This is a genomic window from Myceligenerans xiligouense (genome assembly GCF_003814695.1).
In the GTDB taxonomy this organism is placed as follows: Bacteria; Actinomycetota; Actinomycetes; order Actinomycetales; family Cellulomonadaceae; genus Myceligenerans; species Myceligenerans xiligouense.
Map to the genome: position 1 here is coordinate 3998744 of NZ_RKQZ01000001.1, position 25527 is coordinate 4024270.

Consider the following 25527-nt stretch of genomic DNA (forward strand, 5'->3'; position numbering starts at 1 on the left):
AGCGCCGCTACTCCACCGTGACGGACTTCGCCAGGTTGCGCGGCTGGTCCACGTCGAGACCCTTGGCGGTGGCCAGGGCCATCGCGAAGATCTGCAGCGGGACCACGGCGAGCAGCGGCTGGAGCAACGTCGGGGCCTTCGGGATCCAGAAGACCTCGTCGGCGTACTTGAGCACCTCGTCGTCCCCGTCCTCCGCGATGACGAGGGTCCGGGCACCGCGCGCCCGGATCTCCTGGATGTTCGAGACCACCTTGGAGTGCAGCGAGTCTCGCCCACGCGGCGAGGGGACGACGACGAACACCGGCTGGCCTTCGTCGATCAACGCGATCGGGCCGTGCTTCAGCTCGCCCGCCGCGAAGCCCTCGGCGTGGATGTAGGCCAGCTCCTTCAGCTTGAGCGCACCCTCCAGCGCCACGGGGAAGCCGACGTGCCGGCCGAGGAACAGCACCTTGTCGCACCCGTACATCGAGCGGGCGGTGGCACGCACGTACTCGCCGCGCTCGATGACGGTCTGGATCTTGCGCGGCATGTCACGCAGGTCGTCCAGGAGCTCGGCGATCTCGTCGGGGAACTTGTTCCCGCGCAGCTGCGCCAGGTAGAGCCCCAGCAGGTACGCGGCGGTGATCTGGGCCAGGAACGCCTTGGTGGAGGCGACGGCGATCTCCGGTCCGGCGTGCGTGTACAGCACGGCGTCCGACTCGCGCGGGATGGTCGAGCCGTGCGTGTTGACGATGGAGACCACCTTGGCGCCCTGCTCACGCGCGTGCCGCACGGCCATCAGCGTGTCCATCGTCTCGCCGGACTGGGTGACGGCGACCACGAGGGTCCTCTCGTCGACGATCGGGTCCCGGTAGCGGAACTCGTGCGCGAGCTCGACCTCGACCGGGATCCGGCACCAGTGCTCGATCGCATACTTCGCCACGTGGCCGGAGTAGGCGGCGGTCCCGCACGCGATCACGATGATCTTGTTCACCGCGCGCAGCACCGACTCGTCGATCCGCAGATCGTCCAGCACGAGTCTGCCGGCCGCGTCGGTGCGGCCGAGCAGCGTGTCGGCGACGGCGTGCGGCTGGTCGTGGATCTCCTTGTCCATGAAGGAGTCGAAGCCACCCTTCTCGGCGGCCGCGGCGTCCCAGTCGACCGTGTAGCGCTTCGCCTCGACCGGGTTCCCGGCGAAGTCCGTCACCTCGACCGACGACGGCGTGATCGTCACCACCTGGTCCTGTCCGAGCTCCATGGCCTCCTTCGTGTGCGCGATGAACGCCGCCACGTCCGACCCCAGGAAGTTCTCGCCCTCGCCCAGCCCGACGACCAGCGGCGAGTCGTGCCGCGCGCCCACGACCGTGCCGGGATGGTCCGCGTGGACGGCGAGCAGGGTGAACGTCCCCTGGAGACGTGTCGCCGCGGAGGCCATGGCACGCGTCAGGTCCCCGGTCGTGCGGTACTCGCGGGCCACGAGGTGCGCGGCCACCTCGGTGTCGGTCTCGGAGTGGAACTCCGCGCCCTGGGCGGCGAGCTGGGCACGCAACTCGCTGAAGTTCTCGATGATCCCGTTGTGGATGACGGCGAGCCGGTCGCCGTCGGCGAGGTGCGGGTGGGCGTTGGCGTCCGTGGGCCCGCCATGCGTCGCCCAGCGCGTGTGGCCGATGGCCGACGTCGCCGACGGGAGGGGGCGCAGGTCGAGCTCCTCCACGAGGTTGGCGAGCTTTCCGGCCTTCTTCGCGGTCGCGACGCCGTCGATCCCGGGCCCGACCAGCGCCACGCCCGCCGAGTCGTATCCGCGGTACTCCAGCCGCCGCAGCCCTTCGAGCGCGACCGCCAGCGGTGTGGCCGACCCCGCCTCCTGCCCGGCGCCGCCGTCATCCCGTGCGTCAGCGACGACGCCGTTCGAGCCCGTGTATCCGACGATTCCGCACATGATCGCGAGTCTACCCGCGGCGCCCTACCATAAGTACGCACTCCTTACAAGACCCGACGAGGCCTTTCACCCCCACGAAGGCGCGATGCGGAGCACGTGCGAGTGCGCGGACCACCCGCGCCGGTGGTGCAGAATCGTGCGGGTGACACATCAGTCATCGACCACGATCGGCGAGCACCTGCTGTCGCTGGCGCCGGCATCGCCGTACGTGGATCTCGACCGCGCGGCCTGGAGCCGCCTCTCCGCGTCGACGCCCCTCCCGCTGACCGACGCCGACGTCGATCGGCTCCGGGGACTCGGCGACCCGATCGACCTGGAGGAGGTCGATGCGGTCTACCGCCCGCTGTCGCGCCTGCTGAACCTCTACGTCAACGCGGTGACCGGCCTGCACGGGGCCACGGCGGCGTTCCTGCACGAGCAGCCACCCCGCACCCCGTACGTCATCGGCGTCGCCGGCTCGGTCGCCGTCGGGAAGTCGACCACCGCGCGGATCCTGCGCGAGATGCTGGCCCGCTGGCCCTCGACGCCCCGCGTCGAACTCCTCACCACGGACGGCTTCCTCTACCCGAACGCCGAACTGGCCCGGCGCGGCCTCATGGAGCGCAAGGGCTTCCCGGAGGCGTACGACCGGCGCGCCCTGATCCGCTTCCTGTCGCGGATCAAGGCGGGGCAGGACGAGGTGCGCGCCCCGCGCTACTCGCACACCATCTACGACATCGTGCCGGGCGAGGAGGTGGTCATCCGCAAGCCCGACGTCCTCATCGTCGAGGGCCTCAACGTGCTCCAGCCGGCCCGGCCGTCCTCGGTCGACGAGTCGACCGTCGCCGTCAGCGACTACTTCGACTTCTCGATCTACGTGGATGCCCGCACCCGGAACATCCGCCAGTGGTACGTCGAGCGGTTCCTGCAGCTGCGGCGCACGGCCTTCCAGCGCCCGGAATCCTACTTCCGCAAGTACGCCGACCTGTCCGACGACGAGGCGGTCACCCGCGCGCTGAGCATCTGGGAGTCCATCAACGCGCCGAATCTGGAGCAGAACATCCTGCCGACACGCGGCCGCGCCACCCTGGTCCTCACCAAGGGCGCCGACCACAAGGTCCAGCGGGTCCGCCTGCGCAAGCTCTGACGCGCGCGGCGCCCGGGAACTCCGACCCGGTGCCCGCACCACTCCGCCGGTGCCGTGCGCGCTCCGACGTCCCGATCGCTACGCCGCCGCGCGTTCGCCGGATGTCTCGGCGACGTGGTCCGGGTCTTCGTCGTCCTCGTCCGGGCGGCCGCGCTGGAACCACATCACGACCTTGTCGATGGCGAAGCCCGCCGTGACCCCGAAGACGATCCCCACGCCGATCGCCAGCAGCGGATCGTGGCCGAGCCACGCGGCCGCCAGGACCCCGATGCCCGCCGAGTACAGCGACCACATCACCGAGGCGATCGCCGCGATGATCATGAACCGGCGTCGCGGATAGCGCACGGCTCCCGCCGTCATGTTCACGGCCACCCTGCCGATCGGGACGTACCGCGCCGCGAGGATGAACGAGGCGCCCCGCCGCCGGAGGACCCGTTCCGCCCGGGCCACGATCCGCCTGCCGCGCTCGGAACGCAGGAACGGCACCCGTTCGGTGCCGATCGCGGTGCCGATCTGATAGGCGATCTGGTCTCCGGTCCACGCTCCGAGCGCCCCCATCACCAGGACCAGGGGCAGCCATGGAACCCCGGCGCTGTGTGCCGACACGGCCAGCGTGATGAGGACCGACTCGCTCGGCAGCGGCGGGAAGAATCCGTCCACGGTCGCGAATCCGAACATGGCGGGATAGACCCAGGGCGACGCCGCGAGGTCGAGAACCCAGAGCTCCAGGGCTTCCAGGAAGGCGTAGATCGGTTCCAGCACGCGCTAAGCGTAAGCAACAGGGCACCCTGATTGTCACCAGGGTTCGTCCCTGATTCGCGGCCCTGACTCAGGACCCTCCCGATATTTCCTCGACCCGAGCCGGCCCCACAGCTCCGGCAACGCTGTCAGAGGGCCAGGCGCTCCCGCACCGCCGATGCCAGGTGCTCCGCCTCGGCCTCCGCCTGGTCCTGCGTCGCGGCCTCGACCATGACCCTGACCACCGGTTCCGTTCCGCTCGGGCGCAGCAGGACCCGCCCCGTGTCTCCGAGCCGTTCCTCCGCCGCGACCACGGCGGCCTTGACGCCGTCGTCACTCCCGGCACGCAACTTGTCCACGCCCTGGACATTGACGAGCGTCTGCGGCAGGCGCCGGATGTCCGCCCCCAGCTCCGCGAGACGCCGGCCGGCGGTCTTGACGCGTGCCGCCAGGTGCAGCGCCGTGAGCACGCCGTCGCCGGTGGTGGCGTGGTCGGCGAGGATGATGTGCCCGGACTGCTCGCCGCCCAGGCCGTACCCCTTCGCCCGCATCTCCTCGAGGACGTACCGATCCCCGACCGCGGTCTGCACGGTGCTGATGCCCGCCTCCCGCATCGCGAGGATCAGGCCGAGGTTCGACATCACCGTCACGACCAGTGTGCTGTCCGGCAGGCGCCCCTCGTCCTTCATGGCGGAGGCGAGGATGCCGAGGATCTGGTCACCGTCGACGATCTCTCCCGTGTGGCTGACGGCGATGCACCGGTCGGCGTCGCCGTCGAAGGCCACCCCGAAGTCGGCCTCCGAGGCCACGACCACCGCCTGCAGCTGTTCCGGATGGGTGGAGCCGCACTTCTCGTTGATGTTCCGGCCGTCGGGGCTCGCGTTGATGACGACGACGTCGGCGCCGGCGTCACGCAGCGCCTGTGGCCCCACCTCGCTGGCCGCGCCGTTCGCGCAGTCCAGCGCGATCCGCAGCCCTTCGAGGGGCCGGTGTTCCAGCGTGGTCCCGATGCTCTCGGTCAGGTGCTTCACGTACTTCACGGCGGCGAGCCCGGGATCGAGACGGATACGGCCGACGTCGGCGCCGACGGGGCGTTCCCACTCCTCGTTCAGCACCGCGGCGACGGCGTCCTCGACGGCGTCGTCCAGTTTGAGCCCACCCCGCTGGAAGAACTTGATGCCGTTGTCCGGCATGGCGTTGTGCGACGCCGAGATCATGACGCCCAGGTCCGTGTCCAGCTCACTGACCAGGTAGGCCAGGGCCGGGGTGGGCAGCACACCGAGATCGATCACGTCGACCCCGGCCGAGGCCAGCCCGGCGGCCACGGCGCCGGAGAGCAACTCGCCGGACGCCCGCGGGTCCCGCCCGACGACCGCGCGCGGACGCGGGCCCAGGATCTCGCCCTGGGCGGTCAGCACCCGGGCCGCGGCGCTCCCCAGCGAGAGCGCCAGCTCCGCCGTGATGTCGCGGTTGGCGAGCCCTCGCACGCCGTCGGTGCCGAACAGCCTGCCCATATGTCGTGTCCCTCCGTGCCGAAAGATGTGCGACCAAGATTAGTGGCCGCACGAAGAAGGTGAGAAGCGCAGTGGCCCCGCACGGCAGTGCCGTGCGGGGCCACCGGAAGCGGCGCTCTTCGTCAGCGCTCCGTCGGCCGGAGCGCTTCCTCGGGTTCCGCCGCGGGCACGTGCCTCGTTCCGCGAGCCGTACCCTGCGCCGCGCCCTTCGTCAGCGCTTGCTGTACTGCGGCGCCTTGCGGGCCTTCTTGAGACCGGCCTTCTTGCGCTCGACCGCACGGTCGTCGCGCGTGAGGAAGCCGGCCTTCTTCAGGGCCGGGCGGTTCGACTCGGCGTCGATCGCGTTCAGCGCGCGGGCGATGCCCAGGCGCAGCGCACCGGCCTGGCCGGAGCTGCCGCCGCCGTTGATGCGCGCGATCACGTCGAAGCGGCCCTCGACCTCGACCAGCTTCAGCGGGTCGTTGACCAGCTGCTGGTGCACCTTGTTCGGGAAGTACTCCTCGAGGGTGCGGCCGTTGATCTTCCACTGACCGGTGCCGGGGACCAGGCGCACGCGCGCCACGGCCTCCTTGCGGCGCCCGACGGCCTGGCCGGGTGCGGTGAGGGACGAGCCACCCGTTGCGGGGGCGGTCGTCTCGCTGGTGTAGGTGCTGGGCGTGGTCTCGTCCAGCGCGGTGTCGACGGTGGTCTCAGCCACTGTGTAGTCCTCGCGTCCTTCGCGTTGCGATCCGGCAGCGGCCTCAGGCCTGCTGCGAAACCTGGGTGATCTCGAACGGCTTCGGCTGCTGCGCCGCGTGCGGGTGCTCGGCACCCGCGTAGACCTTGAGCTTCTTGATCTGCTCGCGGCCGAGCGTCGTCTTCGGGAGCATCCCGCGGACGGCCTTCTCGACGGCCTTGCGCGGGCTCTTCTCGATCAGCTCGCCGTACGGCGTAGCGGTCAGACCGCCCGGGTAGCCGGAGTGGCGGTACGCCATCTTGTTCTCGCGCTTGTTGCCGCTGAGGGCGACCTTCTCCGCGTTGATGACGATGACGAAGTCGCCGCCGTCCACGTGCGGAGCGAAGGTCGGCTTGTGCTTCCCGCGCAGCAGTGTGGCGACCTGGGACGCCAGGCGGCCCAGGACGACGTCGGTCGCGTCGACGACGTGCCAGTCACGCTGGACGTCGCCGGGCTTGGGGGTGTACGTACGCACGGTTCGTAACCTTCTGTTCGGTGTCGTCGGGCGAGAAGCGGCGCCCGATGAGTCAGGATCATTGTGCGCGGGAGCTCATGGTGACGTCCGGGCCAGACATCGGCGTGCGAGTGGGGCGCTACCGGTGCAGGACGTCGGAGACATAGCACAACGACGACCCAGAATACCCGCGCGTTCCGAGCAGGGTCAAAGCGAGCGGGGCGAACGGCCCACGTGGCGTTCGACACCCCCTCGCTTCGCGGCGTCGAATATGTCACCGTAGACCCATGAGCGGCGATACTCCCGCCACGTCGCCGGATCCTGAGCACGGCGCCGAGGGCGACACGGACCAGTTGCAGCAGGCCGACACCCTGGTCGACCGGGGCACCCCGGACGTGCTCGACGAGGGCTACTCCCCGCCCGACTACCCTCGCAAGAACCACTGGGGCGAGACCCCGTGGGAGGAGTCCCACGGCGAGCCGCTCGACCAGCGCCTCGCGGAGGAGGAACCGGAGAGCTGGGACGGCGACCCTCTCACCCGTCCGGACACGTCGCGAGCAGGCCGCCTCGTCGAGGACGACGACGCCGACCCGGGCGAGGACGGCCGCCGGCAGAACGACCTCTACGGCGACGACGCGGGCATCGACGGCGCCGGTGCGAGCGCGGAAGAGGCCGCGGTCCACTGGGTCGAGGAGCCCTGACGCACCTGCCGGATCGCCGCACGGCCCAGGGCGCTGCCGCGGTCCGGCACCCGCTGTCGGCCTGACGCGGCCTATCCGAGCACTTCCTCGTCCATGCGCTTCGCGCGGATGCGTTCGGCACGCGTGGCGAGTTCGTCGTCGGCCGGGTAGGCGATCTCCTCCAGCACGAGCCCCTGCGGGGGTACGACGGCGGCGCCCGCGGCCCGCTTCCGGCCCATGAGCAGTTCGGCGGGCCACTCGACCGGCTTGCGCCCCTCCCCCACGGCGATCGACGCCCCGACGATCGCGCGCACCATGTTGTGGCAGAACGCGTCCGCGACCACCCGCGCCACCAGGAGGCCGGCGTCGCCTCCCGACTCCGGGCGTTCCCAGCCGGCGTCGAGCAGCTCGCGGATCGTCGTCGCGCCGGGGCGCGGCTTGCAGTAGGCGGCGAAGTCGTGCAGTCCCACGAGCGGCCGGACGGCCGCGTCCATGGCGGTGGCGTCGAGCGGCTTGCGACTGAACAGCACGTGGGTGCGACGCAGCGGGTCGCGGTGTGCGACGTCGTCGGCGATGCGGTATGTGTACCGGCGGTGCAGCGCGGAGAAGCGGGCGTCGAAACCCTCCGGCGCGGGCACGGCACGGTGCACGACGACGTCCGCGGGCAGCACCCCGGTCAGGCGGGTCACCATGGCGTCACCCGGGGAACGGTCGGACCGACCGGGCATCTGCCCCCACCGGCTCACCGGGACGTCCACATGGGCGACCTGACCGCGCGCGTGCACGCCGGCGTCGGTGCGGCCGGCGACGGTGAGGCGCGGCGCGGGCATCCCGAGCGGCTCGGTGCGCAGGATCTTCGCGAGCCCGTCCTCGAGGACGCCCTGCACCGTGCGTTCCGCGGGCTGGCGCGCCCAGCCGGCGAACTTGGTGCCGTCGTAGGCGAGGTCGAGCCTGATCCGGATGAGATCGTCCACGGAGACATTCTCCCCTGCCGGGGTTGTCCCTTCCCCGCCGGGCGGGCGTCGTCGTCCCGGTCCGGTGCGTACCGTGGGGGCGTGAACGACCTACTGACCCTGGCCGTGGACTGCGGCGGGAGCGGGATCAAGGCCGCCGTGCTCGACGCCGCCGGGACGGCGCACGCCCAGCCGGTACGCGTCCCGACGCCGTACCCGCTCGCCCCGGAACTCCTGGTCGACGTGATCGCGAAGATCGCCGCCGATCTTCCGGACGCGCAGCGGGTCTCGGTGGGCATGCCGGGGATGATCCGCAGTGGCGTCGTCGTCCACACGCCGCACTACATCACGCGGTCCGGGCCGCGCTCCCGGGTCGACGCGGCGCTGACCGCGGCCTGGGCGAACTTCGACATGCAGGCTGCCGTGGCGGAGCGGCTGGGCATGCCCGCCCTCGTGCTGAACGACGCCGAGGTGCACGGTGCGGGCGTCATCGCGGCCTCCGGACTCGAACTCGTGCTGACCCTCGGGACCGGACTGGGATCGGCGCACTTCCACGGCGGCCGGCTGGCCCCGCACCTGGAGTGGTCCCGTGCCCCGATCCGCCGCAACCTCACGTACGACGCGTACATCGGCGAGCCGGAACGCCGCCGTCTCGGCGACGGGCTCTGGTCGCGACGCGTGGTGAACGTGGTCGAAGGGCTGCGGCCGGTGTTCCACTGGGACCGGCTGTACCTGGGCGGAGGCAACTCGCGCAACATCACGCCGTCGGCGCTGGCCCGCCTCGGCGACGACGTCGTCGTCGTGCCGAACTCCGCGGGCCTGGTCGGCGGAGCCCGGGCCTGGGATCTCCCGAACCTGCCGAGCTCTTGACCACCGACGACGGAGCCCCGCCGCATCCGGGACGCGGCGGGGCTCCGTCGTGGGAGACGGACGGCTCAGGCGTCCTTCTTCTCCTCGGTGCCCTCGGCGGGAGCCTCGGCCTCGGCGGCAGGAGCCTCGGGAGCCTCCTCGGGCTCGGCCGGAGCGGCCTTCTCCGCGGCCTTGGTGGCCTCGGCGACCACGGCCTGCTTCGGGCTCACCGGCTCGGTGACGAGCTCGATGACGGCCATCGGCGCGTTGTCGCCCTTGCGGGGACCGATCTTCGTGATGCGCGTGTAACCACCGTCACGCTCGGCCATGGTCGGCGCGATCTCGGTGAACAGCGTGTGCACCACGCCCTTGTCGCGGACGACACGAAGGACCCGGCGGCGCGCGTGCAGGTCGCCCTTCTTGGCGAAGGAGATCAGGCGCTCCGCCAGCGGGCGCAGGCGCTTCGCCTTCGTCTCGGTGGTCGTGATGCGGCCGTGCTCGAACAGCGCGGTGGACAGGTTCGCGAGGATCAGACGCTCGTGAGCCGGGCTACCGCCGAGGCGCGCACCCTTGGTAGGGGTAGGCATTGCATGTGCTCCTTAGGGATGTACCGCCACCGCGGCGCGCTCCGGATGGCCGGAACGCGCCCGCGGCGCGGGTGTCAGTACGACTGCTCGTCGCCGCCGCTGTAGGTGGGCGCCGCGTCGTCACCGCTGAAGTAGTTCGCCCCGGAGTCGAAGTCCAGGGGCGAGTCCTTCAGGCTCAGGTTCAGGTCGGCGAGCTTCTCCTTCACCTCGCTGATGGACTTGGCACCGAAGTTGCGGATGTCGAGCAGATCCGCCTCGCTGCGCGCGACAAGCTCACCGACCTGGTGGATGCCCTCGCGCTTGAGGCAGTTGTACGACCGGATGGTGAGGTTGAGCTCCTCGATCGGCAGCGCCAGGTCCGCGGCGAGCGCGGTGTCCGTGGGCGACGGGCCGATCTCGATGCCCTCAGCCTCGACGTTCAGCTCACGGGCAAGGCCGAACAGCTCGACGAGCGTCTTGCCGGCCGAGGCGAGCGCGTCACGCGGCGCGAGGGCCGACTTGGTCTCGACGTCGACGATGAGCTTGTCGAAGTCGGTGCGCTGCTCGACTCGGGTGGCCTCGACCTTGTACGTGACCTTGAGAACGGGCGAGTAGATCGAGTCGACCGGGATGCGGCCGATCTCCGCGTCGAACGACTTGTTCTGCGCGGCGGACACGTACCCACGGCCTCGCTCGACGGTCAGCTCGATCTCGAGCTTCCCCTTCTCGTTGAGCGTGGCGATGTGCAGGTCGGGGTTGTGCACCTCGACCCCCGCCGGCGGCACGATGTCCGCGGCGGTGACCACACCGGCACCCTGCTTGCGCAGGTACATCACGACGGGCTCGTCGTTCTCCGAGGAGACCACGAGGTTCTTGATGTTGAGGATGATCTCGGTGACGTCCTCCTTCACGCCCGACACCGTGCTGAACTCGTGCAGCACGTTGTCGATGCGGATGGAGGTCACGGCCGCGCCCGGGATGGACGACAGCAACGTACGACGCAGCGAGTTGCCGAGCGTGTAGCCGAAGCCGGGCTCGAGCGGCTCGATGGAGAACCGGGAACGGTACTCCGAGATGACCTCTTCGGTCAGCGTGGGGCGCTGTGCGATGAGCACTGTGGGTGTCCTTTCAGCGTGCGTCCGCTATATGACGCATCACGGATCGCGATCTCTCGCGGCCCGGCGAGACTCTGTCCGCTTGCCGGGCGAAGGGTGCTCACCGTGTGGGGTGAGCGGTTGTCGCGGTCGCGGAGCGCCCCGGCCCGGGCGGGCGGAGGCACACCTCGCGCGACGAGGGGGTCAGACGCGGCGACGCTTCGGAGGGCGGCAGCCGTTGTGTGCCTGCGGCGTGACGTCCTGGATCGAGCCCACCTCGAGGCCCGTCGCCTGCAGGGAGCGGATGGCGGTCTCACGACCGGAGCCCGGACCCTTGACGAAGACGTCGACCTTCTTCACGCCGTGCTCCTGGGCACGGCGAGCGGCCGACTCCGCAGCCAGCTGCGCGGCGTACGGCGTCGACTTACGGGAACCCTTGAAGCCGACGTGGCCGGCGGAGGCCCACGAGACCACGGCGCCCGAGGGGTCCGTGATCGAGATGATGGTGTTGTTGAACGTGCTCTTGATGTGCGCCTGGCCGAGCGGGACGTTCTTCTTGTCCTTGCGACGCGGCTTGCGAGTCTTGGGAGGCATTGGTGCTCTCTATCTCCTGGTCTGGTCGGACCGGGGCGGGCGCTTCCCCGTGGGGCGCTGCCCGCACCTCGGACTACTGCTTGTCAGCGGGCCTTCTTCTTGCCGGCGACGGTGCGCTTCGGACCCTTGCGGGTACGCGCGTTGGTCTTGGTGCGCTGACCGCGCACCGGCAGGCCGCGACGGTGACGCAGACCCTGATAGGTACCGATCTCCACCTTGCGGCGGATGTCGGACGCGACCTCGCGGCGGAGGTCACCCTCGAGCTGGTAGCTGGACTCGAGGTGGTCGCGCAGCGCGACGAGCTCGGCGTCGCCGAGGTCCTTCACGCGGGTGTCGGGGCTGATCCCGGTCGCGACAAGGGTCTCCTTGGCGCGGGTCCGGCCGACCCCGAAGATGTAGGTGAGCGCGATCTCGACCCGCTTCTCGCGGGGGAGGTCGACGCCGATAAGACGTGCCATGTGCCTGATGGCTCCTGTACTTCTCGTCCGGAGGTCTGCCGCACCGCCATCCCGCGAGATCCGCGGGCCCCGGCCTCCGGGCCGAGGGTTCCACCGCCGTCGAGGCGGGTTCGAGGTGGTGCGCTGGTGGTGACCGTGGCCACCGGCCCGGGGCGTGCCCGGGAGGTGATCAGCCCTGGCGCTGCTTGTGGCGCAGGTTGTCGCAGATCACCATGACGCGACCGTGCCGGCGAATCACCTTGCACTTGTCGCAGATCTTCTTGACGCTCGGCTTGACCTTCATGGTTTCCTCTGACTGTGTTTGAAACGCGGCGTCTCCCGGGTAGCGACCCGGATCCGCCCGTTCCGGCTACTTGTAGCGGTAGACGATCCGGCCGCGGGACAGGTCGTACGGGCTGAGCTCGACCACGACCCGGTCCTCCGGAAGGATTCGGATGTAGTTCTGGCGCATCTTGCCCGAGATGTGGGCCAACACCTTGTGACCGTTCTCCAGCTCCACGCGGAACGTCGCGTTCGGCAGAGCCTCGACCACGCTGCCCTCGATCTCGATGACACCGTCCTTCTTAGCCATATCCTCCGCTAACTCTCGTCGGCCTGTTCCTCGTCCCCGACCCGAGGCGCACGAGAAGCACGCCGCCGTCAGGACGAGGATGTCGTGTGCAGCCGCAGACACCGGTCCGATGGCGGAACGGCGCCCGGCCAAGACCGAGCCGCCAGCGTTCGACCTGCCGGAACACCTCCGGAGACCGAACCTGTGGGGACTGCGTCCTTTGGCGCCGGAAGCGCGGACTACACCCAACGAGTCATCTTATCAGAGGTCGTACCTGACACCGGGCGGCCCGATCATCGTGTGCGGCAGGACACCGACGGACAGGACCAGCATCGGCATCCAGCCGAGCAGGATGCCGCCATGCCGCCGACACCCCGGTCAGCTCCGGCCGCCGCCGTCAGGCGAGCGGCCGCACCTCCACGCCGAGCTCGCCCAGGCGCCCCGCTCCCCCGTCCGGTGCGGTCAGCACCCAGATGCCGTCCTCGAGGATCGCCACGCTGTGCTCCCAGTGCGCGGCCCTCGACCCGTCCCCGGTCACCACCGTCCACTCGTCGTCGAGCACGCGCGTCTCACCCGTACCCAGCGTGACCATCGGCTCGATCGCCAGGCACATCCCCGGCCGCAGCCGCGGCCCGGACTCCCGCACACGGAAGTTCACCACGTCCGGCGGCTGGTGCATGGCGGTGCCGATCCCGTGCCCCACGTACTCCTCGACGATCCCGAACTCGACGCCCACGAGTTCGCCCGCGAGCTCCACGCTCGCCTCGATCGCGCGACCCACGTCGTTCAGCCGCCGCCCGCCGTCCAGGGCGGCGATCCCCGCCCACATCGCCGCCTCGGTGGCTCGCACGAGCTGCGCATGGGCCGCGGATCCGCCCGCCGCCTCCACGGCGTCGTCGGGCGCGTCGACGGGGAGCGCCCCGGCGTCCCCGAGGACGAACGAGATCGCGGAATCCCCGTGCCAGCCGTCGACGATCGCGCCGCAGTCCACGGAGACCAGGTCACCGACGCCGAGCACACGCTCACCAGGGATGCCATGGATCACCTCGTCCCCGACGGACACGCAGACCGTGGCGGGAAATCCTTCGTACCCCAGGAACGACGGCGTCGCGCCGGCGCCACGAATGGCGTCCGACGCGACGGAGTCGAGATCGGCGGTGCTCATGCCCGCGCGGGCGGCTTCACGGACCGCGTGGAGGGCGTCGGCGACGACGAGACCGGCACGCCGCATGACGCGCACCTGGTCCGGCGTCTTGTACTCGATGCGCTCCCGTCCGAGACCGAGCACGCGATCAGCGCTCCCCTGACGTTTCCTCGGGGTTCCGCGGCGGGCGAGTGCCTCGTTCCTCGGCCCTCACGCCCCGCTCACCCGTCGTCGACGTCATCCCAGCTGTGCCGCGAGCGACGTCACGATCCGGTCGGTGACGTCGGAGATCTCCCCGACGCCGTCCACCTCGGCCAGCAGCCCGCGCTCCGCATAGGCGGCTGTGAGCGGGGCCGTCTCGGCGTCGTAGATCTCCAGGCGCTTCCGGATGCCCTCGGGGGTGTCGTCGGTACGCCCCTCCTCCTCGGCCCGCTTCGCCAGACGCGCCATGAGCTCGTCCCGGTCCGCCGTCAGTTCGATGACGCCGTCCAGCTCCCAGCCCAGGTCGGCCAGGATGGTGTCGAGCTCGGCCACCTGGGCCGCGTTGCGGGGGTAGCCGTCGAGCAGGAAGCCGTCGACGACGTCCGGCTGGCCGAGACGGTCGCGAACCATGGCGTTCGTGACCTCGTCCGGGACGAGGTCACCCTTCTCGATGAATGCCTTCGCGGTGCGGCCGAGCTCGGTGTCGCCACCGATGTTCGCGCGGAAGATGTCACCCGTGGAGATCGCCACGATGCCGAACGTCTCGGCGAGACGGGCGGCCTGCGTGCCCTTCCCGACCCCCTGCGGACCCATGATGACGAGGCGCGTGATACGGCCCTCCGGGCCCTCGTGGACGTGCAGCTCGCTGCGAGAGGTGGTGGGAGTCTGGCTCAACGGAGGAATCCTTCGTAATGACGCTGCTGGAGCTGGGAGTCGATCTGCTTGACCGTCTCGAGCCCGACGCCGACCACGATGAGGATCGAGCTGCCGCCGAACGGCAAGTTGGTGGTGACGCCCAGGAAGACGAGCACCAGCGTCGGGATCAGCGCCACCAGCGCGAGGTACAGGGAACCCGCGGAGGTGATCCGGGTGATCACGTAGTCGAGGTACTCCGCGGTGGGCCGGCCCGCCCGGATACCCGGGATGAAGCCGCCGTACTTCTTCATGTTGTCCGCGACCTCGTCCGGGTTGAACGTGATCGACGTGTAGAAGAAGCAGAAGAAGATGATCATCAGCGTGTAGAGCGCGATGTACAGCGGCTCCGACGGCTGGACCAGGTTGTTGGAGATCCAGATGACCCAGTCGGACTGCTGGTCGCCGAACTGGGCGATCAAGCCGGGCAGCGCCAGGATCGACGCCGCGAAGATGACCGGGATGACGCCGGACATGTTGATCTTGACCGGGATGTAGGTGCTGGTGCCGCCGTACATGCGCCGACCCACCATGCGCTTCGCGTACTGCACCGGGATCCGGCGCTGCGACTGCTCGACGAACACGACCAGTCCGACCACCAGCACGATGACGACGATCATGATCGTGAAGTTCAGGACACCGTTGGCGCCACCGGCGATGGACCAGAGCGCCGTCGGGAAGCTCGCCGCGATGGACGTGAAGATCAGCAGCGACATGCCGTTGCCGACACCGCGCTCGGTGATGAGCTCGCCGAGCCACATGACCAGGCCCGTACCGGCGGTCATGGTGATGACCATGAGGATCGACGTGAGCACCGTGTCGTCGACGATGATGGGGCGGTCGCACGGCAGCAGGAGGCCCTGGCGCGCGGTCGTGATGACCGTCGTCGACTGCAGGATCGCCAGCGCGATCGTCAGGTAGCGGGTGTACTGCGTCAGCTTCGTCTGACCCGACTGGCCCTCCTTGTGCAGGGCCTCGAACCGCGGGATCACCACGCGCAGGAGCTGGACGATGATGCTCGCCGTGATGTAGGGCATGATCCCGAGGGCGAACACCGACAGCTGCAGGAGCGCGCCACCGCTGAACACGTTGATCAGCCCGAGCAACGAGTTGTTCTGGTCGTCCGCGGCGAGACACTCCTGGACGTTCGCGTAGTTCACGCCCGGGGTCGGGATGAACGACCCGACGCGGAACAGCGCCATGATCGCGATCGTGAACAGCAGCTTGCGCCGCAGGTCTGGCGTCCGGAAAGCCCGGCCGAATGCGCTGAGCACCCTGTCCTCCTGGCCCGCGTGCGCGGGGTCTCGTGTCGCCGGATCTCCCCGGCGAGATGTCGTCGTCGCCCGCTGCCGTTCTCCGTCGACCTACGGGACCTGTCGGATTCTACGTTGCCTGCGGAGTCCGTCGGACCACGCACGGGCCTAGTCTGCCCGAATTCCGGCGCGACACCACCATGAGACGCGCCCGCCACGCCGTCAATCAGCCCTGGTAGACGACACGGGACCGGCTGCGCTGACGCGCTGCCGGTCCCGTGCTCCCTGCTCAGTCCTCCGTGGGCTCGGCCACGGAGCCACCGGCGGCCAGGATCTTCTCCCGGGCCGACGCCGAGACGCGGTCGACCGCGATCTCGAGCTTGACGGTGACATCGCCGTTACCGAGCACCTTCACGGGCTGGTTCTTGCGAACCGCGCCCTTGGCGACGAGGTCCTCGACGGTGACGGAGCCACCGGCGGGGTACAGCTCCGAGAGCTTGTCCAGGTTCACGACCTGGTACTCGACGCGGAACGGGTTCTTGAACCCGCGGAGCTTCGGAAGGCGCATCTGCAGGGGAACCTGCCCGCCCTCGAAGCCCGCGGGAACCTGGTAACGGGCCTTCGTGCCCTTGGTACCACGGCCCGCCGTCTTACCCTTCGACGCCTCACCACGACCCACACGGGTCTTGGCGGTCTTGGCGCCCGGGGCCGGACGGAGGTGGTGGACCTTCAGCGGCTTGCTGTCCGCCATGATCACTCGACCTCCTCGACGGTGACGAGATGCGACACCGTCTTGACCATGCCGCGAATCTCCGGACGGTCCTCCTTCACGGCGGTGTCGCCGATCCGCTTGAGACCGAGGGTCCGCAGCGTCTCACGCTGCTTGAACTTGCCACCGATGGTGGACTTCACCTGGGTGACCTTGAGTCGAGCCATCACGCACCTGCCTTCGCCTCGGCGGCCGCGGCGATGCCGGCGGCCTGCGCCCGAAGGAGCGCGACCGGGGCCACGTCCTCCAGCGGCAGACCACGACGCGCGGCAACAGCCTCGGGCTGCTCGAGTCCGCGCAGCGCCGCGACCGTGGCGTGCACGATGTTGATCGCGTTCGACGAACCGAGCGACTTGCTCAGCACGTCGTGGATGCCGGCGCACTCCAGCACGGCGCGGACCGGACCACCGGCGATCACACCGGTACCCGGCGACGCCGGACGGAGGAACACGACACCGGCGGCTTCCTCGCCCTGGATGGGGTGAGGGATGGTGCCCTGGATGCGCGGGACGCGGAAGAAGTTCTTCTTCGCCTCCTCGACACCCTTGGCGATCGCCGAGGGCACCTCCTTGGCCTTGCCGTAGCCGACGCCGACGGTACCGTCACCGTCACCCACCACGACGAGCGCGGTGAAGCTGAAGCGGCGACCACCCTTGACGACCTTGGCGACACGGTTGATGGTCACCACGCGCTCGACGAAGGCGCTCTTCTCCTCGCCGCGACCGCCGCCACCGCGGCGGTCGTCACGGCGACCCGAACGACGGCCGTCGTTCTTCTTCTCGTTCCCGTTGGCGGCACCCTGGGGGGCGCCGCTGCGCTGCCCTGCAGCCATCAGAGAGTCCTTTTCTTCCGTGCGTCGGTCGTCACAGGGTCAGCCCGCCTTCGCGGGCCCCGTCGGCGACTGCCGCCACCCGACCGTGGTACTTGTTGCCACCGCGGTCGAACACCACGGTCTCGACGCCGGCGGCCTTGGCGCGCTCGGCGATCAGCTCACCCACCTTGCGTGCCTTGGCCGACTTGTCGCCGTCGAACGAACGCAGATCCGCCTCCAGCGTGGAGGCCGACACGACGGTCTTGCCGACGGTGTCGTCCACGACCTGGGCGACCATGTGCCGCGAGGAACGGGTCACGACCAGACGAGGCCGGACGGCGGTGCCGGTGACCTTCTTGCGGGCACGCGCGTGACGGCGCTTGCGGGCAACGACTTTGCCCTTGCCAAGAATCTTGATGGCCATCGTCACTTACCAGCCTTTCCGACCTTGCGGCGGACGTTCTCGCCGGCGTAACGCACGCCCTTGCCCTTGTACGGCTCGGGCTTGCGGATCTTGCGGATGTTCGCCGCGACCTCACCGACCTGCTGCTTGTCGATGCCGGACACGGAGAACTTGTTCGCGCCCTCGACCTTGAAGGTGATGCCCTCGGGCGCCTCCACGACGACCGGGTGCGAGAAGCCGAGCGCGAACTCGAGGTTGGAGCCCTTCGCCAGCACGCGGTAACCCGTGCCCACGATCTCGAGCTTCTTCTCGTAGCCGTCCGTGACGCCGGTGACCATGTTGGCCAGCAGCGTGCGGGTGAGGCCGTGCAGCGACTTCGAGAGCCGCTCGTCGTTCGGACGGGACACCGTGATGGCGCCGTCGTCCAGAGCGACCGTGATGGGTGCGGCGACCGTGTGGTCGAGGGTCCCCTTCGGGCCCTTGACGGTCACGAGCGCACCACTGATGGTGACGTCCACGCCGGCCGGGACCGGAACGGGGAGCTTGCCGATACGAGACATGCTTCTTTCTCCCTTCCGATTACCAGACGTAGGCGAGCACTTCGCCGCCGACGCCCTTGGACTCGGCCTGCCGGTCCGTCAGGAGGCCGGAGGACGTGGACAGGATCGCCACGCCGAGGCCACCGAGAACCTTGGGCAGGTTGGTGGACTTCGCGTAGACGCGCAGGCCAGGCTTCGACACGCGGCGCACGCCCGACAGGGCACGCTCGCGGTTCTGGCCGTACTTCAGCTGCAGCGTGAGGACCTTGCCCACCTGGGCGTCCTCGACGTTCCAGCTGGCGATGTAGCCCTCGGCCTGCAGGATCTTCGCGATGTTCGACTTCAGCTTCGACGACGGCATGGTGACCGCGTCGTGGTGAGCCGAGTTCGCGTTCCGCAGACGGGTCAGCATGTCTGCGATCGGGTCGGTCATAGTCATCGGGCTCTAGCCCTTCCTCGCCGGGGTATCCGCACGGTGCCAAGCACGGGCGCGGACCTACGGCGTAGTTGTTACCAGCTGCTCTTGGTGACGCCGGGGAGCTCGCCGCGGTGGGCCATCTCCCGCAAGCAGATCCGGCAGAGGCCGAACTTGCGGTACACGGAGTGCGGACGACCGCACCGCTGGCACCGGGTGTAGGCGCGCACGGCGAACTTGGGCTTGGCGTTCGCCTTGTTGATCAGGGCCTTCTTCGCCATGTCAGTTCTCCTTGAAGGGGAAGCCGAGACGGCGCAGGAGGGAGCGGCCCTCGTCGTCCGTCGTCGCCGTGGTCACGATCGTGATGTCCATACCGCGGACACGGTCGATCTTGTCCTGGTCGATCTCGTGGAACATCGACTGCTCCGTGAGACCGAACGTGTAGTTCCCGTTGCCGTCGAACTGCTTCGGCGACAGACCACGGAAGTCACGGATACGCGGCAGCGCGATCGACAGCAGGCGGTCGAGGAACTCCCACATGCGGTCGCCGCGGAGCGTCGCGTGCGCGCCGATCGGCATGCCCTCGCGCAGCTTGAACTGCGCGATCGACTTCTTGGCCCGGGCGACCTGCGGCTTCTGGCCGGTGATCGCGGTGAGGTCGCGGATCGCGCCCTCGATCAGCTTCGAGTCCTTGGCGGCGTCACCGACACCCATGTTGACGACGATCTTCGTCAGACCGCCGGCCTGGTGGATGTTCTTGTGGCCGAACTCCTCGACCAGTGCCGAGAGGATCTCCTCGCGGTACTTCTGCTTGAGGCGCGGCTGAGCCGGCGCCAGAGTCGTGGTCTCGCTCATCAGTCGATGTCCTTCCCGGAGCGCTTCGCCACGCGGACCCGCACGGTCTTGGTGCGACCGTCACGGTCGACCTCCTCGAGGCGGTACCCGACGCGGGTGCCCTTCTTGGTCTCCGGGTCGACGATCATCACGTTGCTCACGTGGATCGACGCCTCGACCGTCTCGATGCCACCGGTGCGGGTGCCGCGCTGCGACTGGCCCATCTTGGTGTGCTTGGTGACGCGCTGGACACCCTCGACGACGACGCGGTCGCGGTCCTTGATGACCTCGAGCACGCGACCGGTCTTGCCCTTGTCCTTGCCCGAGATGACGAGGACCTGGTCGCCCTTCTTGATCTTCGCCATGGTCAGAGCACCTCCGGAGCCAGCGAGATGATCTTCATGAAACGCTTGTCGCGCAGCTCGCGGCCCACCGGGCCGAAGATGCGGGTACCGCGCGGCTCGCCGTCGTTCTTGAGGATGACGGCGGCGTTCTCGTCGAACTTGATGTAGGAACCGTCCGGACGACGGCGTTCCTTGGCGGTGCGAACGACGACGGCCTTGACGACCTCGCCCTTCTTGACGTTCCCGCCGGGGATCGCGTCCTTGACGGTGGCGACGAAGGTGTCGCCGATACCGGCGTAGCGACGGCCGGAGCCACCGAGAACGCGGATGCACAGGATCTCCTTGGCACCCGTGTTGTCGGCGACCCGAAGTCGCGACTCCTGCTGGATCATTTGAGTGATCTCCTTGCGTCGTGCTGGTTCTCACCCGGGGGGTGAGCCTTGCCGAACGGATAAGTACTGTGTGGCTCCTTCGGTGGGCCGAGGGGCGGCGGGACTCGCGCCCCGCCACCACGACCTCTCGAAGGTGTTACTTGGCCTTCTCCAGGACCGACACCAGCCGCCACCGCTTGGTCGCGGACAGGGGCCGGGTCTCCATGATCTCGACCAGGTCGCCGATACCGGCGGTGTTCTCCTCGTCGTGCGCCTTCACCTTGGTGGTGGTGCGCAGGACCTTGCCGTAGAGGGGGTGCTTCTTGCGGTCCTCGACCTCGACGACGATGGTCTTGGCCATCTTGTCGCTGACGACGTAGCCGCGGCGCACCTTGCGCGTGTTGCGCTCGGTCGTGGCCTTGACCTCAGTGTTCTCGCTCATCCTTGCCTCACTCACTCACGCTCGGAGCCGTACGGATGCCGAGCTCACGCTCACGCAGGATCGTGTAGATCCGCGCGATGTCGCGGCGCACGGCCTTGAGACGACCGTGGCTCTCCAGCTGACCCGTGGCCGACTGGAAGCGGAGGTTGAAGAGCTCCTCCTTCGACTCCTTCAGCTTGGCGACGAGGGTCTCGTCGTCCATACCGTCGAGGTCGACGGGCTGCATGCCCTTCGTACCGACGACCATCAGATCGCACCCCCTTCGCGCACCACGAAACGGCACTTCATCGGGAGCTTGTGCATCGCGCGACGCATGGCCTCACGCGCCAGCTCCTCATCGACACCGGCCAGCTCGAAGACGATGCGGCCGGGCTTGACATTGGCGACCCACCACTCGGGCGAGCCCTTACCGGAACCCATACGGACCTCGGCGGGCTTCTTGGTCAGCGGGCGGTCCGGGTAGATGTTGATCCAGACCTTTCCACCACGCTTGATGTGGCGGGTCATCGCGATACGCGCCGCCTCGATCTGGCGGTTGGTGACGTAGGCCGGCTCGAGAGCCTGGATCCCGAAGTCACCGAAGGCGATCTGCGTACCACCCTTGGCGGCACCACCGCGCTTGGGGTGGTGCTGCTTGCGGTGCTTGACCTTGCGAGGGATCAGCATGGTCAGGCCTCCGTTCCGGACTCTGCGGCCGGCGCGGCCGGAGCCTCCGCCGCGGCAGCGGCGGGAGCGGCCTCGGACTTGCGCTCGGCCGAACGCTCGTTGCGACGACCACCACGACGGTCACGGTCCCCACGCTCACCCCGGCCACGACCCTGACGGGGCGCGGCAGCGGCCTGCTGCGCGGCGAACTCCTTCTCGGTGGTGTCGCCCTTGTAGATCCACACCTTCACGCCGATGCGCCCGAAGGTCGTGCGCGCCTCGAAGAAGCCGTAGTCGATGTACGCGCGGAGCGTGTGCAGCGGCACGCGCCCCTCGCGGTAGAACTCCGAGCGGCTCATCTCGGCGCCACCCAGGCGGCCCGAGACCTGCACGCGGATGCCCTTGGCGCCGGCGCGCTGCGCGGACTGGATGCCCTTGCGCATGGCGCGACGGAACGAGACGCGGCTCGCGAGCTGCTCGGCGATGCCCTGCGCCACGAGCTGAGCCTCGATCTCGGCGTTCTTGACCTCGAGGATGTTCAGCTGGACCTGCTTGCCCGTGAGCTTCTCGAGTTCGCCGCGGATGCGGTCGGCCTCGGCGCCACGGCGGCCGATCACGATGCCCGGCCGCGCCGTGTGGATGTCCACGCGGACGCGGTCGCGGGTGCGCTCGATCTCGACCTTGGCGATACCGGCCCGCTCGAGGCCGGTGCTCATGAGCTTGCGGATCGCGACGTCCTCACGGACGTAGTCGCGGTACCGCTGACCGGGCTTCGTGCTGTCCGCGAACCACCGCGACTTGTGGTCGGTGGTGATGCCCAGGCGGTACCCGTGCGGGTGTACCTTCTGACCCACTGTCAGGCCCCTTCCTTGTCGGCGAGCACCACGGTGATGTGGCTCGTGCGCTTGAGGATCCGGTTCGCACGGCCCTGCGCCCGCGGCCGGAACCGCTTGAGCGTCGGGCCCTCGTCCACGTACGCCTCCTTGATGACCAGTTCGTCCTCGACGAACCGGACACTGTCCCGGTCGGCCTTCACGCGCGCGTTGGCGATGGCACTCTCGACGACCTTCCGGATCGGCTCGGCAGGCGACTGCGGTGCGAACTTCAGCACCGCAACGGCCTCCTGTGCCTGCTTGCCACGGATGAGGTCGATGACGCGCCGGGCCTTCTGGGGCGTGACACGGACGAACCGCGCCTGCGCCTTGGCTTCCATTGCTGTCCTGCTTCCTTTTCTCAGACAGTCAGGGTTGTCGCTTCGCTGCGGAAGGGCTTGCGCCCTCCGTTCAGCGGCGACGACCCTTCTTGTCGTCCTTCACGTGGCCGCGGAAGGTCCGCGTGGGGGCGAACTCGCCGAGCTTGTGGCCGACCATCGCCTCGGTGACGAACACCGGGACGTGCTTGCGACCGTCGTGCACGGCAAGTGTGTGGCCCAGGAAGTCGGGCGTGATGACCGACCGACGGGACCAGGTCTTGATGACGTTCTTGGTCCCCTTCTCGTTCTGGGCGTCCACCTTCTTCTGCAGGTGGTCGTCGACGAAGGGGCCCTTCTTCAGGCTACGAGGCATCAGTCAGGCTCCTATCAGCGCTTCTTGCCGGTACGGCGACGGCGGACGATCAGCTTGTCGCTCGCCTTCTTCGGGCGGCGGGTACGGCCCTCGGGCTTGCCCCAGGGGCTCACCGGGTGGCGACCACCGGAGGTCTTCCCCTCACCACCACCGTGCGGGTGGTCGATCGGGTTCATGACCACACCGCGGACGGTCGGGCGCTTGCCCTTCCAGCGGTTACGGCCGGCCTTGCCCCAGTTGATGTTCGACTGCTCGGCGTTGCCCACCTCGCCGACCGTCGCGCGGCAGCGCAGGTCGACGTTCCGGATCTCGCCGGACGGCATGCGCAGCTGCGCGTACGGGCCGTCCTTCGCGACGAGCTGCACGGAGGCGCCGGCCGAGCGGGCGATCTTCGCACCGCCGCCGGGCCGCAGCTCGACGGCGTGGATGACCGTACCGGTCGGGATGTTGCGCATCGGCAGGTTGTTGCCCGGCTTGATGTCGGCGCCGGCACCGGCTTCCACGACGTCGCCCTGGCTCAGCTTGTTCGGGGCGATGATGTAGCGCTTCTCGCCGTCCGCGTAGTGCAGCAGCGCGATGCGGGCCGTGCGGTTCGGGTCGTACTCGATGTGAGCGACCTTGGCCGGCACGCCGTCCTTGTCGTGGCGCCGGAAGTCGATGACGCGGTAGGCGCGCTTGTGACCGCCGCCCTTGTGACGCGTCGTGATGCGGCCGGAGTTGTTGCGGCCACCCGTCTTGGACAGCGGGCGGAGCAGCGACTTCTCCGGCTGCGAGCGCGTGATCTCGACGAAGTCGGCGACGCTCGCGCCACGGCGGCCCGGCGTCGTCGGCTTGTACTTACGGATTCCCATGGGGATCTGTCCTCAATCTGCTCTCGTCCGGCTCAGCCGACCGGCCCGCCGAAGATGTCGATCGACCCCTCGCGGAGGGTGACGATCGCACGCTTGGTGTCCTTGCGCTTGCCAAGGCCGTAACGCGTGCGCCGCGTCTTGCCCTTGCGGTTGATCGTGTTCACCGAGGCGACCTTGACGTCGAAGACCTTCTCGATGGCGATCTTGATCTCGGTCTTGTTGGCCCTCGGGTCCACGATGAAGGTGTACTTGCCCTCGTCGAGGAGGTTGTAGCTCTTCTCGGAGACGACCGGCGCGATCAGGATGTCGCGCGGGTCCTTCTGCACGATGGTCACTTGGAGTCCTCCTCGGCGGCCTCGGACTCGGTCGCCACGGCCTTCGCGCCCTTACCTGCCGCCGGGCCCGCGAGGAACGCGGACAGAGCGGACTCGGTGAAGACGACGTCGTCGGCGATGAGCACGTCGTAGGTGTTGAGCTGATCGGCGACCAGGACGTGCACCTCGTCGACGTTGCGCAGCGACTTGTGCGACACCTCGTCCGAGCGCTCCAGCACGACGAGCACGTGCTCGCGGGGAGTCAGGGACTTGATGGCGGCGAGTGCCTTCTTCGTCGAGGGCGTGCCCTCGATACCGAAGCCGGCCACGACGTGCACGCGACCGGCACGAGCGCGGTCGGACAGGGCACCGCGGAGCGCGGCGGCCTTCATCTTCTTCGGGGTGCGCTGCTCGTACGAGCGCGGCTGCGGGCCGTGGACGACGCCACCGCCGGCGAACTGCGGGGCGCGCGTCGAACCCTGACGGGCGCGGCCGGTGCCCTTCTGCTTGTACGGCTTCCTGCCACCGCCGCGGACCTCGCCGCGGGTCTTGGTGGAGTGCGTGCCCTGGCGGGCCGCCGCGCGCTGCGCGACGACGACCTGGTGGATCAGCGGGACGTTCACGGCGACGTCGAAGACCTCGGCGGGGAGCTCCGCCGTGCCCGACTTCTTCCCGGATGCGTCAAGCACATCGACGGTCAGTGCGGCCATTGGTGTCACGCTCCCTTCGCAGCGGTACGGACGAGGACGACGCCACCCTTGTTACCCGGAACCGCGCCCTTGACGAGCAGCAGACCCTTCTCGGCGTCGACCGCGTGAACGGTCAGGTTCTGGACGGTCTTACGGGCGTTACCCATGCGACCGGCCATGCGCAGGCCCTTGAACACGCGCGACGGCGTCGAGGCGCCGCCGATCGAGCCGGGCTTGCGGTGGTTGCGGTGCGAACCGTGCGAAGCGCCGACGCCGGAGAAGCCGTGGCGCTTCATGACACCCGCGGTGCCCTTGCCCTTGGTCGTGCCGGTCACGTCGACCACGGAGCCGGCCTCGAAGGCCTCGGCCGTGATCTCCTGACCGAGCGAGAACTCCGCGGAGTTCTCGGTACGCACCTCGGCCACGTGACGGCGCGGCGTCACGCCGGCCTTGTCGAAGTGGCCCTTCATCGGCTTGGTGACCTTGCGGGGGTCGATCTGGCCGTACGCGAGCTGGACGGCGGCGTAGCCGTCCGTCTCCTCGGTACGGACCTGGGTCACGACATTCGTGCCCACCGACACGACCGTCACCGGCACGAGGCGACCGGCCTCGTCCCAGGTCTGGGTCATGCCGAGCTTGGTCCCGAGCACCGCGGTCACGTTCTTCTGCTGGTTGGTCATGATGATGTCCTCCAGCCTCAGAGCTTGATCTCGATGTTCACGTCCGCCGGCAGGTCGAGACGCATGAGCGAATCGACGGCCTTGGGCGTCGGGTCGACGATGTCGATGAGCCGCTTGTGCGTACGCATCTCGAAGTGCTCGCGGCTGTCCTTGTACTTGTGAGGCGACCGGATGACGGTGAAGACATTCTTCTCCGTCGGCAGCGGCACCGGACCCACGACCGTCGCACCAGCGCGAGTGACCGTGTCGACGATCTTGCGCGCCGAGCTGTCGATCACCTCGTGGTCGTAGGACTTGAGCCGGATGCGGATCTTCTGTCCCGCCATGGCGTCGTCTGACTCTCTCTCTCGAACCG

Annotated in this window: 39 protein-coding genes; 3 read left to right on the forward strand and 36 right to left on the reverse strand. The window is 69.0% G+C overall.

What is annotated here, in order from left to right; translation table 11 throughout:
* Positions 1-7: 7 nt before the first annotated feature.
* Positions 8-1918, reverse strand: coding sequence for a glutamine--fructose-6-phosphate transaminase (isomerizing) (gene glmS / locus EDD34_RS17490; RefSeq protein ID WP_123815705.1), 1911 nt, complete (start codon positions 1916-1918; stop codon positions 8-10).
* 142 nt (positions 1919-2060) lie between these two features.
* Between glmS and coaA the strand changes: the two genes are divergently transcribed.
* On the forward strand, positions 2061-3044 hold the full coding sequence (coaA, locus tag EDD34_RS17495; protein WP_425462362.1) for a type I pantothenate kinase: 984 nt from the start codon (positions 2061-2063) through the stop codon (positions 3042-3044).
* Positions 3045-3122: 78 nt separating this feature from the next.
* Here the strand turns inward: coaA and EDD34_RS17500 are convergent, their stop codons facing one another.
* The 4 genes from EDD34_RS17500 to rplM form a co-directional block, all read right to left on the reverse strand.
* Positions 3123-3806, reverse strand: a complete 684-nt coding sequence (locus EDD34_RS17500) for a DedA family protein (RefSeq protein ID WP_123815707.1) — start codon at positions 3804-3806, stop codon at positions 3123-3125.
* 125 nt (positions 3807-3931) lie between these two features.
* A complete protein-coding gene (gene glmM / locus EDD34_RS17505) occupies positions 3932-5296 on the reverse strand; it encodes a phosphoglucosamine mutase (RefSeq protein WP_123815708.1) in 1365 nt (454 codons plus the stop codon).
* 211 nt (positions 5297-5507) lie between these two features.
* On the reverse strand, positions 5508-5993 hold the full coding sequence (rpsI, locus tag EDD34_RS17510; RefSeq protein WP_123815709.1) for a 30S ribosomal protein S9: 486 nt from the start codon (positions 5991-5993) through the stop codon (positions 5508-5510).
* Positions 5994-6036: 43 nt separating this feature from the next.
* Positions 6037-6486, reverse strand: a complete 450-nt coding sequence (gene rplM, locus EDD34_RS17515; RefSeq protein WP_123815710.1) for a 50S ribosomal protein L13 — start codon at positions 6484-6486, stop codon at positions 6037-6039.
* Between the two features lie 266 nt (positions 6487-6752).
* Between rplM and EDD34_RS17520 the strand changes: the two genes are divergently transcribed.
* On the forward strand, positions 6753-7166 hold the full coding sequence (locus tag EDD34_RS17520; protein WP_123815711.1) for a DUF5709 domain-containing protein: 414 nt from the start codon (positions 6753-6755) through the stop codon (positions 7164-7166).
* A 71-nt stretch (positions 7167-7237) separates the two neighbouring features.
* Here the strand turns inward: EDD34_RS17520 and truA are convergent, their stop codons facing one another.
* Positions 7238-8119 carry a tRNA pseudouridine(38-40) synthase TruA gene (gene truA / locus EDD34_RS17525; RefSeq protein WP_123815712.1) on the reverse strand — a complete coding sequence of 294 codons (882 nt, stop codon included), beginning with the start codon at positions 8117-8119 and terminating at the stop codon, positions 7238-7240.
* 81 nt (positions 8120-8200) lie between these two features.
* Between truA and EDD34_RS17530 the strand changes: the two genes are divergently transcribed.
* The gene (locus tag EDD34_RS17530) at positions 8201-8968 is read left to right on the forward strand and encodes an ROK family protein (RefSeq protein ID WP_123815713.1); all 768 of its coding nucleotides are present in this window, start codon (positions 8201-8203) and stop codon (positions 8966-8968) included.
* A 65-nt stretch (positions 8969-9033) separates the two neighbouring features.
* Here the strand turns inward: EDD34_RS17530 and rplQ are convergent, their stop codons facing one another.
* The 30 genes from rplQ to rpsJ form a co-directional block, all read right to left on the reverse strand.
* Complete coding sequence (gene rplQ / locus EDD34_RS17535) at positions 9034-9534, reverse strand: 50S ribosomal protein L17 (RefSeq protein ID WP_123815714.1); 501 nt, start codon at positions 9532-9534, stop codon at positions 9034-9036.
* Positions 9535-9608: 74 nt separating this feature from the next.
* The gene (locus EDD34_RS17540) at positions 9609-10628 is read right to left on the reverse strand and encodes a DNA-directed RNA polymerase subunit alpha (protein ID WP_123815715.1); all 1020 of its coding nucleotides are present in this window, start codon (positions 10626-10628) and stop codon (positions 9609-9611) included.
* Positions 10629-10811: 183 nt separating this feature from the next.
* Positions 10812-11201 carry a 30S ribosomal protein S11 gene (gene rpsK, locus EDD34_RS17545; RefSeq protein WP_123815716.1) on the reverse strand — a complete coding sequence of 130 codons (390 nt, stop codon included), beginning with the start codon at positions 11199-11201 and terminating at the stop codon, positions 10812-10814.
* An 83-nt stretch (positions 11202-11284) separates the two neighbouring features.
* On the reverse strand, positions 11285-11659 hold the full coding sequence (gene rpsM / locus EDD34_RS17550) for a 30S ribosomal protein S13 (RefSeq protein ID WP_123815717.1): 375 nt from the start codon (positions 11657-11659) through the stop codon (positions 11285-11287).
* Positions 11660-11828: 169 nt separating this feature from the next.
* Positions 11829-11942: a 50S ribosomal protein L36 gene (rpmJ, locus tag EDD34_RS17555; protein WP_003956441.1), complete on the reverse strand. Its 114-nt coding sequence runs from the start codon at positions 11940-11942 to the stop codon at positions 11829-11831.
* 66 nt (positions 11943-12008) lie between these two features.
* Positions 12009-12230 (reverse strand): translation initiation factor IF-1, encoded by a 222-nt coding sequence (gene infA / locus EDD34_RS17560; protein WP_123815718.1) that lies wholly within the window; start codon positions 12228-12230, stop codon positions 12009-12011.
* A 376-nt stretch (positions 12231-12606) separates the two neighbouring features.
* Entirely contained in the window at positions 12607-13497 is an 891-nt protein-coding gene (gene map, locus EDD34_RS17565) for a type I methionyl aminopeptidase (RefSeq protein ID WP_281277771.1), read from the reverse strand.
* A gap of 93 nt (positions 13498-13590) precedes the next feature.
* The gene (locus tag EDD34_RS17570; protein WP_123816632.1) at positions 13591-14148 is read right to left on the reverse strand and encodes an adenylate kinase; all 558 of its coding nucleotides are present in this window, start codon (positions 14146-14148) and stop codon (positions 13591-13593) included.
* Positions 14149-14225: 77 nt separating this feature from the next.
* Entirely contained in the window at positions 14226-15521 is a 1296-nt protein-coding gene (secY, locus tag EDD34_RS17575; RefSeq protein ID WP_123815719.1) for a preprotein translocase subunit SecY, read from the reverse strand.
* Positions 15522-15789: 268 nt separating this feature from the next.
* Positions 15790-16251 (reverse strand): 50S ribosomal protein L15, encoded by a 462-nt coding sequence (gene rplO, locus EDD34_RS17580; protein WP_123815720.1) that lies wholly within the window; start codon positions 16249-16251, stop codon positions 15790-15792.
* A 2-nt stretch (positions 16252-16253) separates the two neighbouring features.
* The gene (rpmD, locus tag EDD34_RS17585) at positions 16254-16436 is read right to left on the reverse strand and encodes a 50S ribosomal protein L30 (RefSeq protein ID WP_123815721.1); all 183 of its coding nucleotides are present in this window, start codon (positions 16434-16436) and stop codon (positions 16254-16256) included.
* A complete protein-coding gene (gene rpsE, locus EDD34_RS17590) occupies positions 16436-17101 on the reverse strand; it encodes a 30S ribosomal protein S5 (protein ID WP_123815722.1) in 666 nt (221 codons plus the stop codon). The genes rpmD and rpsE overlap by 1 nt, the downstream gene beginning before the upstream one ends.
* A 31-nt stretch (positions 17102-17132) precedes the next feature.
* Positions 17133-17504 (reverse strand): 50S ribosomal protein L18, encoded by a 372-nt coding sequence (gene rplR / locus EDD34_RS17595; RefSeq protein ID WP_123816633.1) that lies wholly within the window; start codon positions 17502-17504, stop codon positions 17133-17135.
* A 2-nt stretch (positions 17505-17506) separates the two neighbouring features.
* Entirely contained in the window at positions 17507-18043 is a 537-nt protein-coding gene (gene rplF, locus EDD34_RS17600) for a 50S ribosomal protein L6 (RefSeq protein WP_123815723.1), read from the reverse strand.
* Between the two features lie 19 nt (positions 18044-18062).
* Entirely contained in the window at positions 18063-18461 is a 399-nt protein-coding gene (gene rpsH / locus EDD34_RS17605; RefSeq protein WP_123815724.1) for a 30S ribosomal protein S8, read from the reverse strand.
* 71 nt (positions 18462-18532) lie between these two features.
* Positions 18533-18718 carry a type Z 30S ribosomal protein S14 gene (locus tag EDD34_RS17610; RefSeq protein WP_013837851.1) on the reverse strand — a complete coding sequence of 62 codons (186 nt, stop codon included), beginning with the start codon at positions 18716-18718 and terminating at the stop codon, positions 18533-18535.
* Between the two features lies 1 nt (position 18719).
* Positions 18720-19292: a 50S ribosomal protein L5 gene (gene rplE, locus EDD34_RS17615; RefSeq protein ID WP_123815725.1), complete on the reverse strand. Its 573-nt coding sequence runs from the start codon at positions 19290-19292 to the stop codon at positions 18720-18722.
* Positions 19292-19636 carry a 50S ribosomal protein L24 gene (gene rplX / locus EDD34_RS17620; RefSeq protein WP_123815726.1) on the reverse strand — a complete coding sequence of 115 codons (345 nt, stop codon included), beginning with the start codon at positions 19634-19636 and terminating at the stop codon, positions 19292-19294. Before rplX ends, rplE begins: the two co-directional genes overlap by 1 nt.
* Positions 19637-19638: 2 nt before the next feature.
* The gene (rplN, locus tag EDD34_RS17625) at positions 19639-20007 is read right to left on the reverse strand and encodes a 50S ribosomal protein L14 (protein ID WP_123815727.1); all 369 of its coding nucleotides are present in this window, start codon (positions 20005-20007) and stop codon (positions 19639-19641) included.
* A 136-nt stretch (positions 20008-20143) separates the two neighbouring features.
* Complete coding sequence (gene rpsQ / locus EDD34_RS17630) at positions 20144-20428, reverse strand: 30S ribosomal protein S17 (protein ID WP_123815728.1); 285 nt, start codon at positions 20426-20428, stop codon at positions 20144-20146.
* A gap of 7 nt (positions 20429-20435) precedes the next feature.
* Positions 20436-20675: a 50S ribosomal protein L29 gene (rpmC, locus tag EDD34_RS17635; RefSeq protein WP_123815729.1), complete on the reverse strand. Its 240-nt coding sequence runs from the start codon at positions 20673-20675 to the stop codon at positions 20436-20438.
* Positions 20675-21094: a 50S ribosomal protein L16 gene (gene rplP / locus EDD34_RS17640; protein WP_123815730.1), complete on the reverse strand. Its 420-nt coding sequence runs from the start codon at positions 21092-21094 to the stop codon at positions 20675-20677. Before rplP ends, rpmC begins: the two co-directional genes overlap by 1 nt.
* Before the next feature lie 2 nt (positions 21095-21096).
* Entirely contained in the window at positions 21097-21927 is an 831-nt protein-coding gene (gene rpsC, locus EDD34_RS17645; protein WP_123815731.1) for a 30S ribosomal protein S3, read from the reverse strand.
* A 2-nt stretch (positions 21928-21929) separates the two neighbouring features.
* Complete coding sequence (rplV, locus tag EDD34_RS17650) at positions 21930-22286, reverse strand: 50S ribosomal protein L22 (RefSeq protein WP_123815732.1); 357 nt, start codon at positions 22284-22286, stop codon at positions 21930-21932.
* A 70-nt stretch (positions 22287-22356) separates the two neighbouring features.
* On the reverse strand, positions 22357-22638 hold the full coding sequence (gene rpsS / locus EDD34_RS17655) for a 30S ribosomal protein S19 (RefSeq protein ID WP_123815733.1): 282 nt from the start codon (positions 22636-22638) through the stop codon (positions 22357-22359).
* A gap of 14 nt (positions 22639-22652) precedes the next feature.
* Entirely contained in the window at positions 22653-23489 is an 837-nt protein-coding gene (gene rplB / locus EDD34_RS17660) for a 50S ribosomal protein L2 (RefSeq protein ID WP_123815734.1), read from the reverse strand.
* A gap of 32 nt (positions 23490-23521) precedes the next feature.
* A complete protein-coding gene (rplW, locus tag EDD34_RS17665) occupies positions 23522-23824 on the reverse strand; it encodes a 50S ribosomal protein L23 (RefSeq protein ID WP_123815735.1) in 303 nt (100 codons plus the stop codon).
* Positions 23821-24513: a 50S ribosomal protein L4 gene (gene rplD / locus EDD34_RS17670; RefSeq protein ID WP_123815736.1), complete on the reverse strand. Its 693-nt coding sequence runs from the start codon at positions 24511-24513 to the stop codon at positions 23821-23823. The genes rplW and rplD overlap by 4 nt, the downstream gene beginning before the upstream one ends.
* A 5-nt stretch (positions 24514-24518) precedes the next feature.
* On the reverse strand, positions 24519-25172 hold the full coding sequence (gene rplC, locus EDD34_RS17675) for a 50S ribosomal protein L3 (RefSeq protein WP_123815737.1): 654 nt from the start codon (positions 25170-25172) through the stop codon (positions 24519-24521).
* A gap of 17 nt (positions 25173-25189) precedes the next feature.
* Positions 25190-25498, reverse strand: a complete 309-nt coding sequence (gene rpsJ, locus EDD34_RS17680; RefSeq protein ID WP_043498203.1) for a 30S ribosomal protein S10 — start codon at positions 25496-25498, stop codon at positions 25190-25192.
* Positions 25499-25527 lie beyond the last annotated feature (29 nt).

Coding starts and splice junctions, on each gene's coding strand:
- glmS (WP_123815705.1), bottom strand. CDS start 1,918: ATGTGCGGAATCGTCGGATACACGGGCTCGAACGGCGTCGTCGCTGAC.
- glmM (WP_123815708.1), bottom strand. CDS start 5,296: ATGGGCAGGCTGTTCGGCACCGACGGCGTGCGAGGGCTCGCCAACCGC.
- EDD34_RS17520 (WP_123815711.1), top strand. CDS start 6,753: ATGAGCGGCGATACTCCCGCCACGTCGCCGGATCCTGAGCACGGCGCC.
- rplQ (WP_123815714.1), bottom strand. CDS start 9,534: ATGCCTACCCCTACCAAGGGTGCGCGCCTCGGCGGTAGCCCGGCTCAC.
- rpsK (WP_123815716.1), bottom strand. CDS start 11,201: ATGCCTCCCAAGACTCGCAAGCCGCGTCGCAAGGACAAGAAGAACGTC.
- rpsM (WP_123815717.1), bottom strand. CDS start 11,659: ATGGCACGTCTTATCGGCGTCGACCTCCCCCGCGAGAAGCGGGTCGAG.
- rpmJ (WP_003956441.1), bottom strand. CDS start 11,942: ATGAAGGTCAAGCCGAGCGTCAAGAAGATCTGCGACAAGTGCAAGGTG.
- infA (WP_123815718.1), bottom strand. CDS start 12,230: ATGGCTAAGAAGGACGGTGTCATCGAGATCGAGGGCAGCGTGGTCGAG.
- EDD34_RS17570 (WP_123816632.1), bottom strand. CDS start 14,148: ATGGGTCCGCAGGGGGTCGGGAAGGGCACGCAGGCCGCCCGTCTCGCC.
- rplO (WP_123815720.1), bottom strand. CDS start 16,251: ATGGCGGACAGCAAGCCGCTGAAGGTCCACCACCTCCGTCCGGCCCCG.
- rpmD (WP_123815721.1), bottom strand. CDS start 16,436: ATGGCTCGACTCAAGGTCACCCAGGTGAAGTCCACCATCGGTGGCAAG.
- rpsE (WP_123815722.1), bottom strand. CDS start 17,101: ATGGCTGCAGGGCAGCGCAGCGGCGCCCCCCAGGGTGCCGCCAACGGG.
- rplR (WP_123816633.1), bottom strand. CDS start 17,504: ATGGCCATCAAGATTCTTGGCAAGGGCAAAGTCGTTGCCCGCAAGCGC.
- rplF (WP_123815723.1), bottom strand. CDS start 18,043: ATGTCTCGTATCGGCAAGCTCCCCGTTCCGGTCCCGGCCGGCGTGGAC.
- rpsH (WP_123815724.1), bottom strand. CDS start 18,461: ATGACTATGACCGACCCGATCGCAGACATGCTGACCCGTCTGCGGAAC.
- EDD34_RS17610 (WP_013837851.1), bottom strand. CDS start 18,718: ATGGCGAAGAAGGCCCTGATCAACAAGGCGAACGCCAAGCCCAAGTTC.
- rplE (WP_123815725.1), bottom strand. CDS start 19,292: ATGAGCGAGACCACGACTCTGGCGCCGGCTCAGCCGCGCCTCAAGCAG.
- rplX (WP_123815726.1), bottom strand. CDS start 19,636: ATGGCGAAGATCAAGAAGGGCGACCAGGTCCTCGTCATCTCGGGCAAG.
- rplN (WP_123815727.1), bottom strand. CDS start 20,007: ATGATCCAGCAGGAGTCGCGACTTCGGGTCGCCGACAACACGGGTGCC.
- rpsQ (WP_123815728.1), bottom strand. CDS start 20,428: ATGAGCGAGAACACTGAGGTCAAGGCCACGACCGAGCGCAACACGCGC.
- rpmC (WP_123815729.1), bottom strand. CDS start 20,675: ATGGTCGTCGGTACGAAGGGCATGCAGCCCGTCGACCTCGACGGTATG.
- rplP (WP_123815730.1), bottom strand. CDS start 21,094: ATGCTGATCCCTCGCAAGGTCAAGCACCGCAAGCAGCACCACCCCAAG.
- rplV (WP_123815732.1), bottom strand. CDS start 22,286: ATGGAAGCCAAGGCGCAGGCGCGGTTCGTCCGTGTCACGCCCCAGAAG.
- rpsS (WP_123815733.1), bottom strand. CDS start 22,638: ATGCCTCGTAGCCTGAAGAAGGGCCCCTTCGTCGACGACCACCTGCAG.
- rplB (WP_123815734.1), bottom strand. CDS start 23,489: ATGGGAATCCGTAAGTACAAGCCGACGACGCCGGGCCGCCGTGGCGCG.
- rplD (WP_123815736.1), bottom strand. CDS start 24,513: ATGGCCGCACTGACCGTCGATGTGCTTGACGCATCCGGGAAGAAGTCG.
- rplC (WP_123815737.1), bottom strand. CDS start 25,172: ATGACCAACCAGCAGAAGAACGTGACCGCGGTGCTCGGGACCAAGCTC.
- rpsJ (WP_043498203.1), bottom strand. CDS start 25,498: ATGGCGGGACAGAAGATCCGCATCCGGCTCAAGTCCTACGACCACGAG.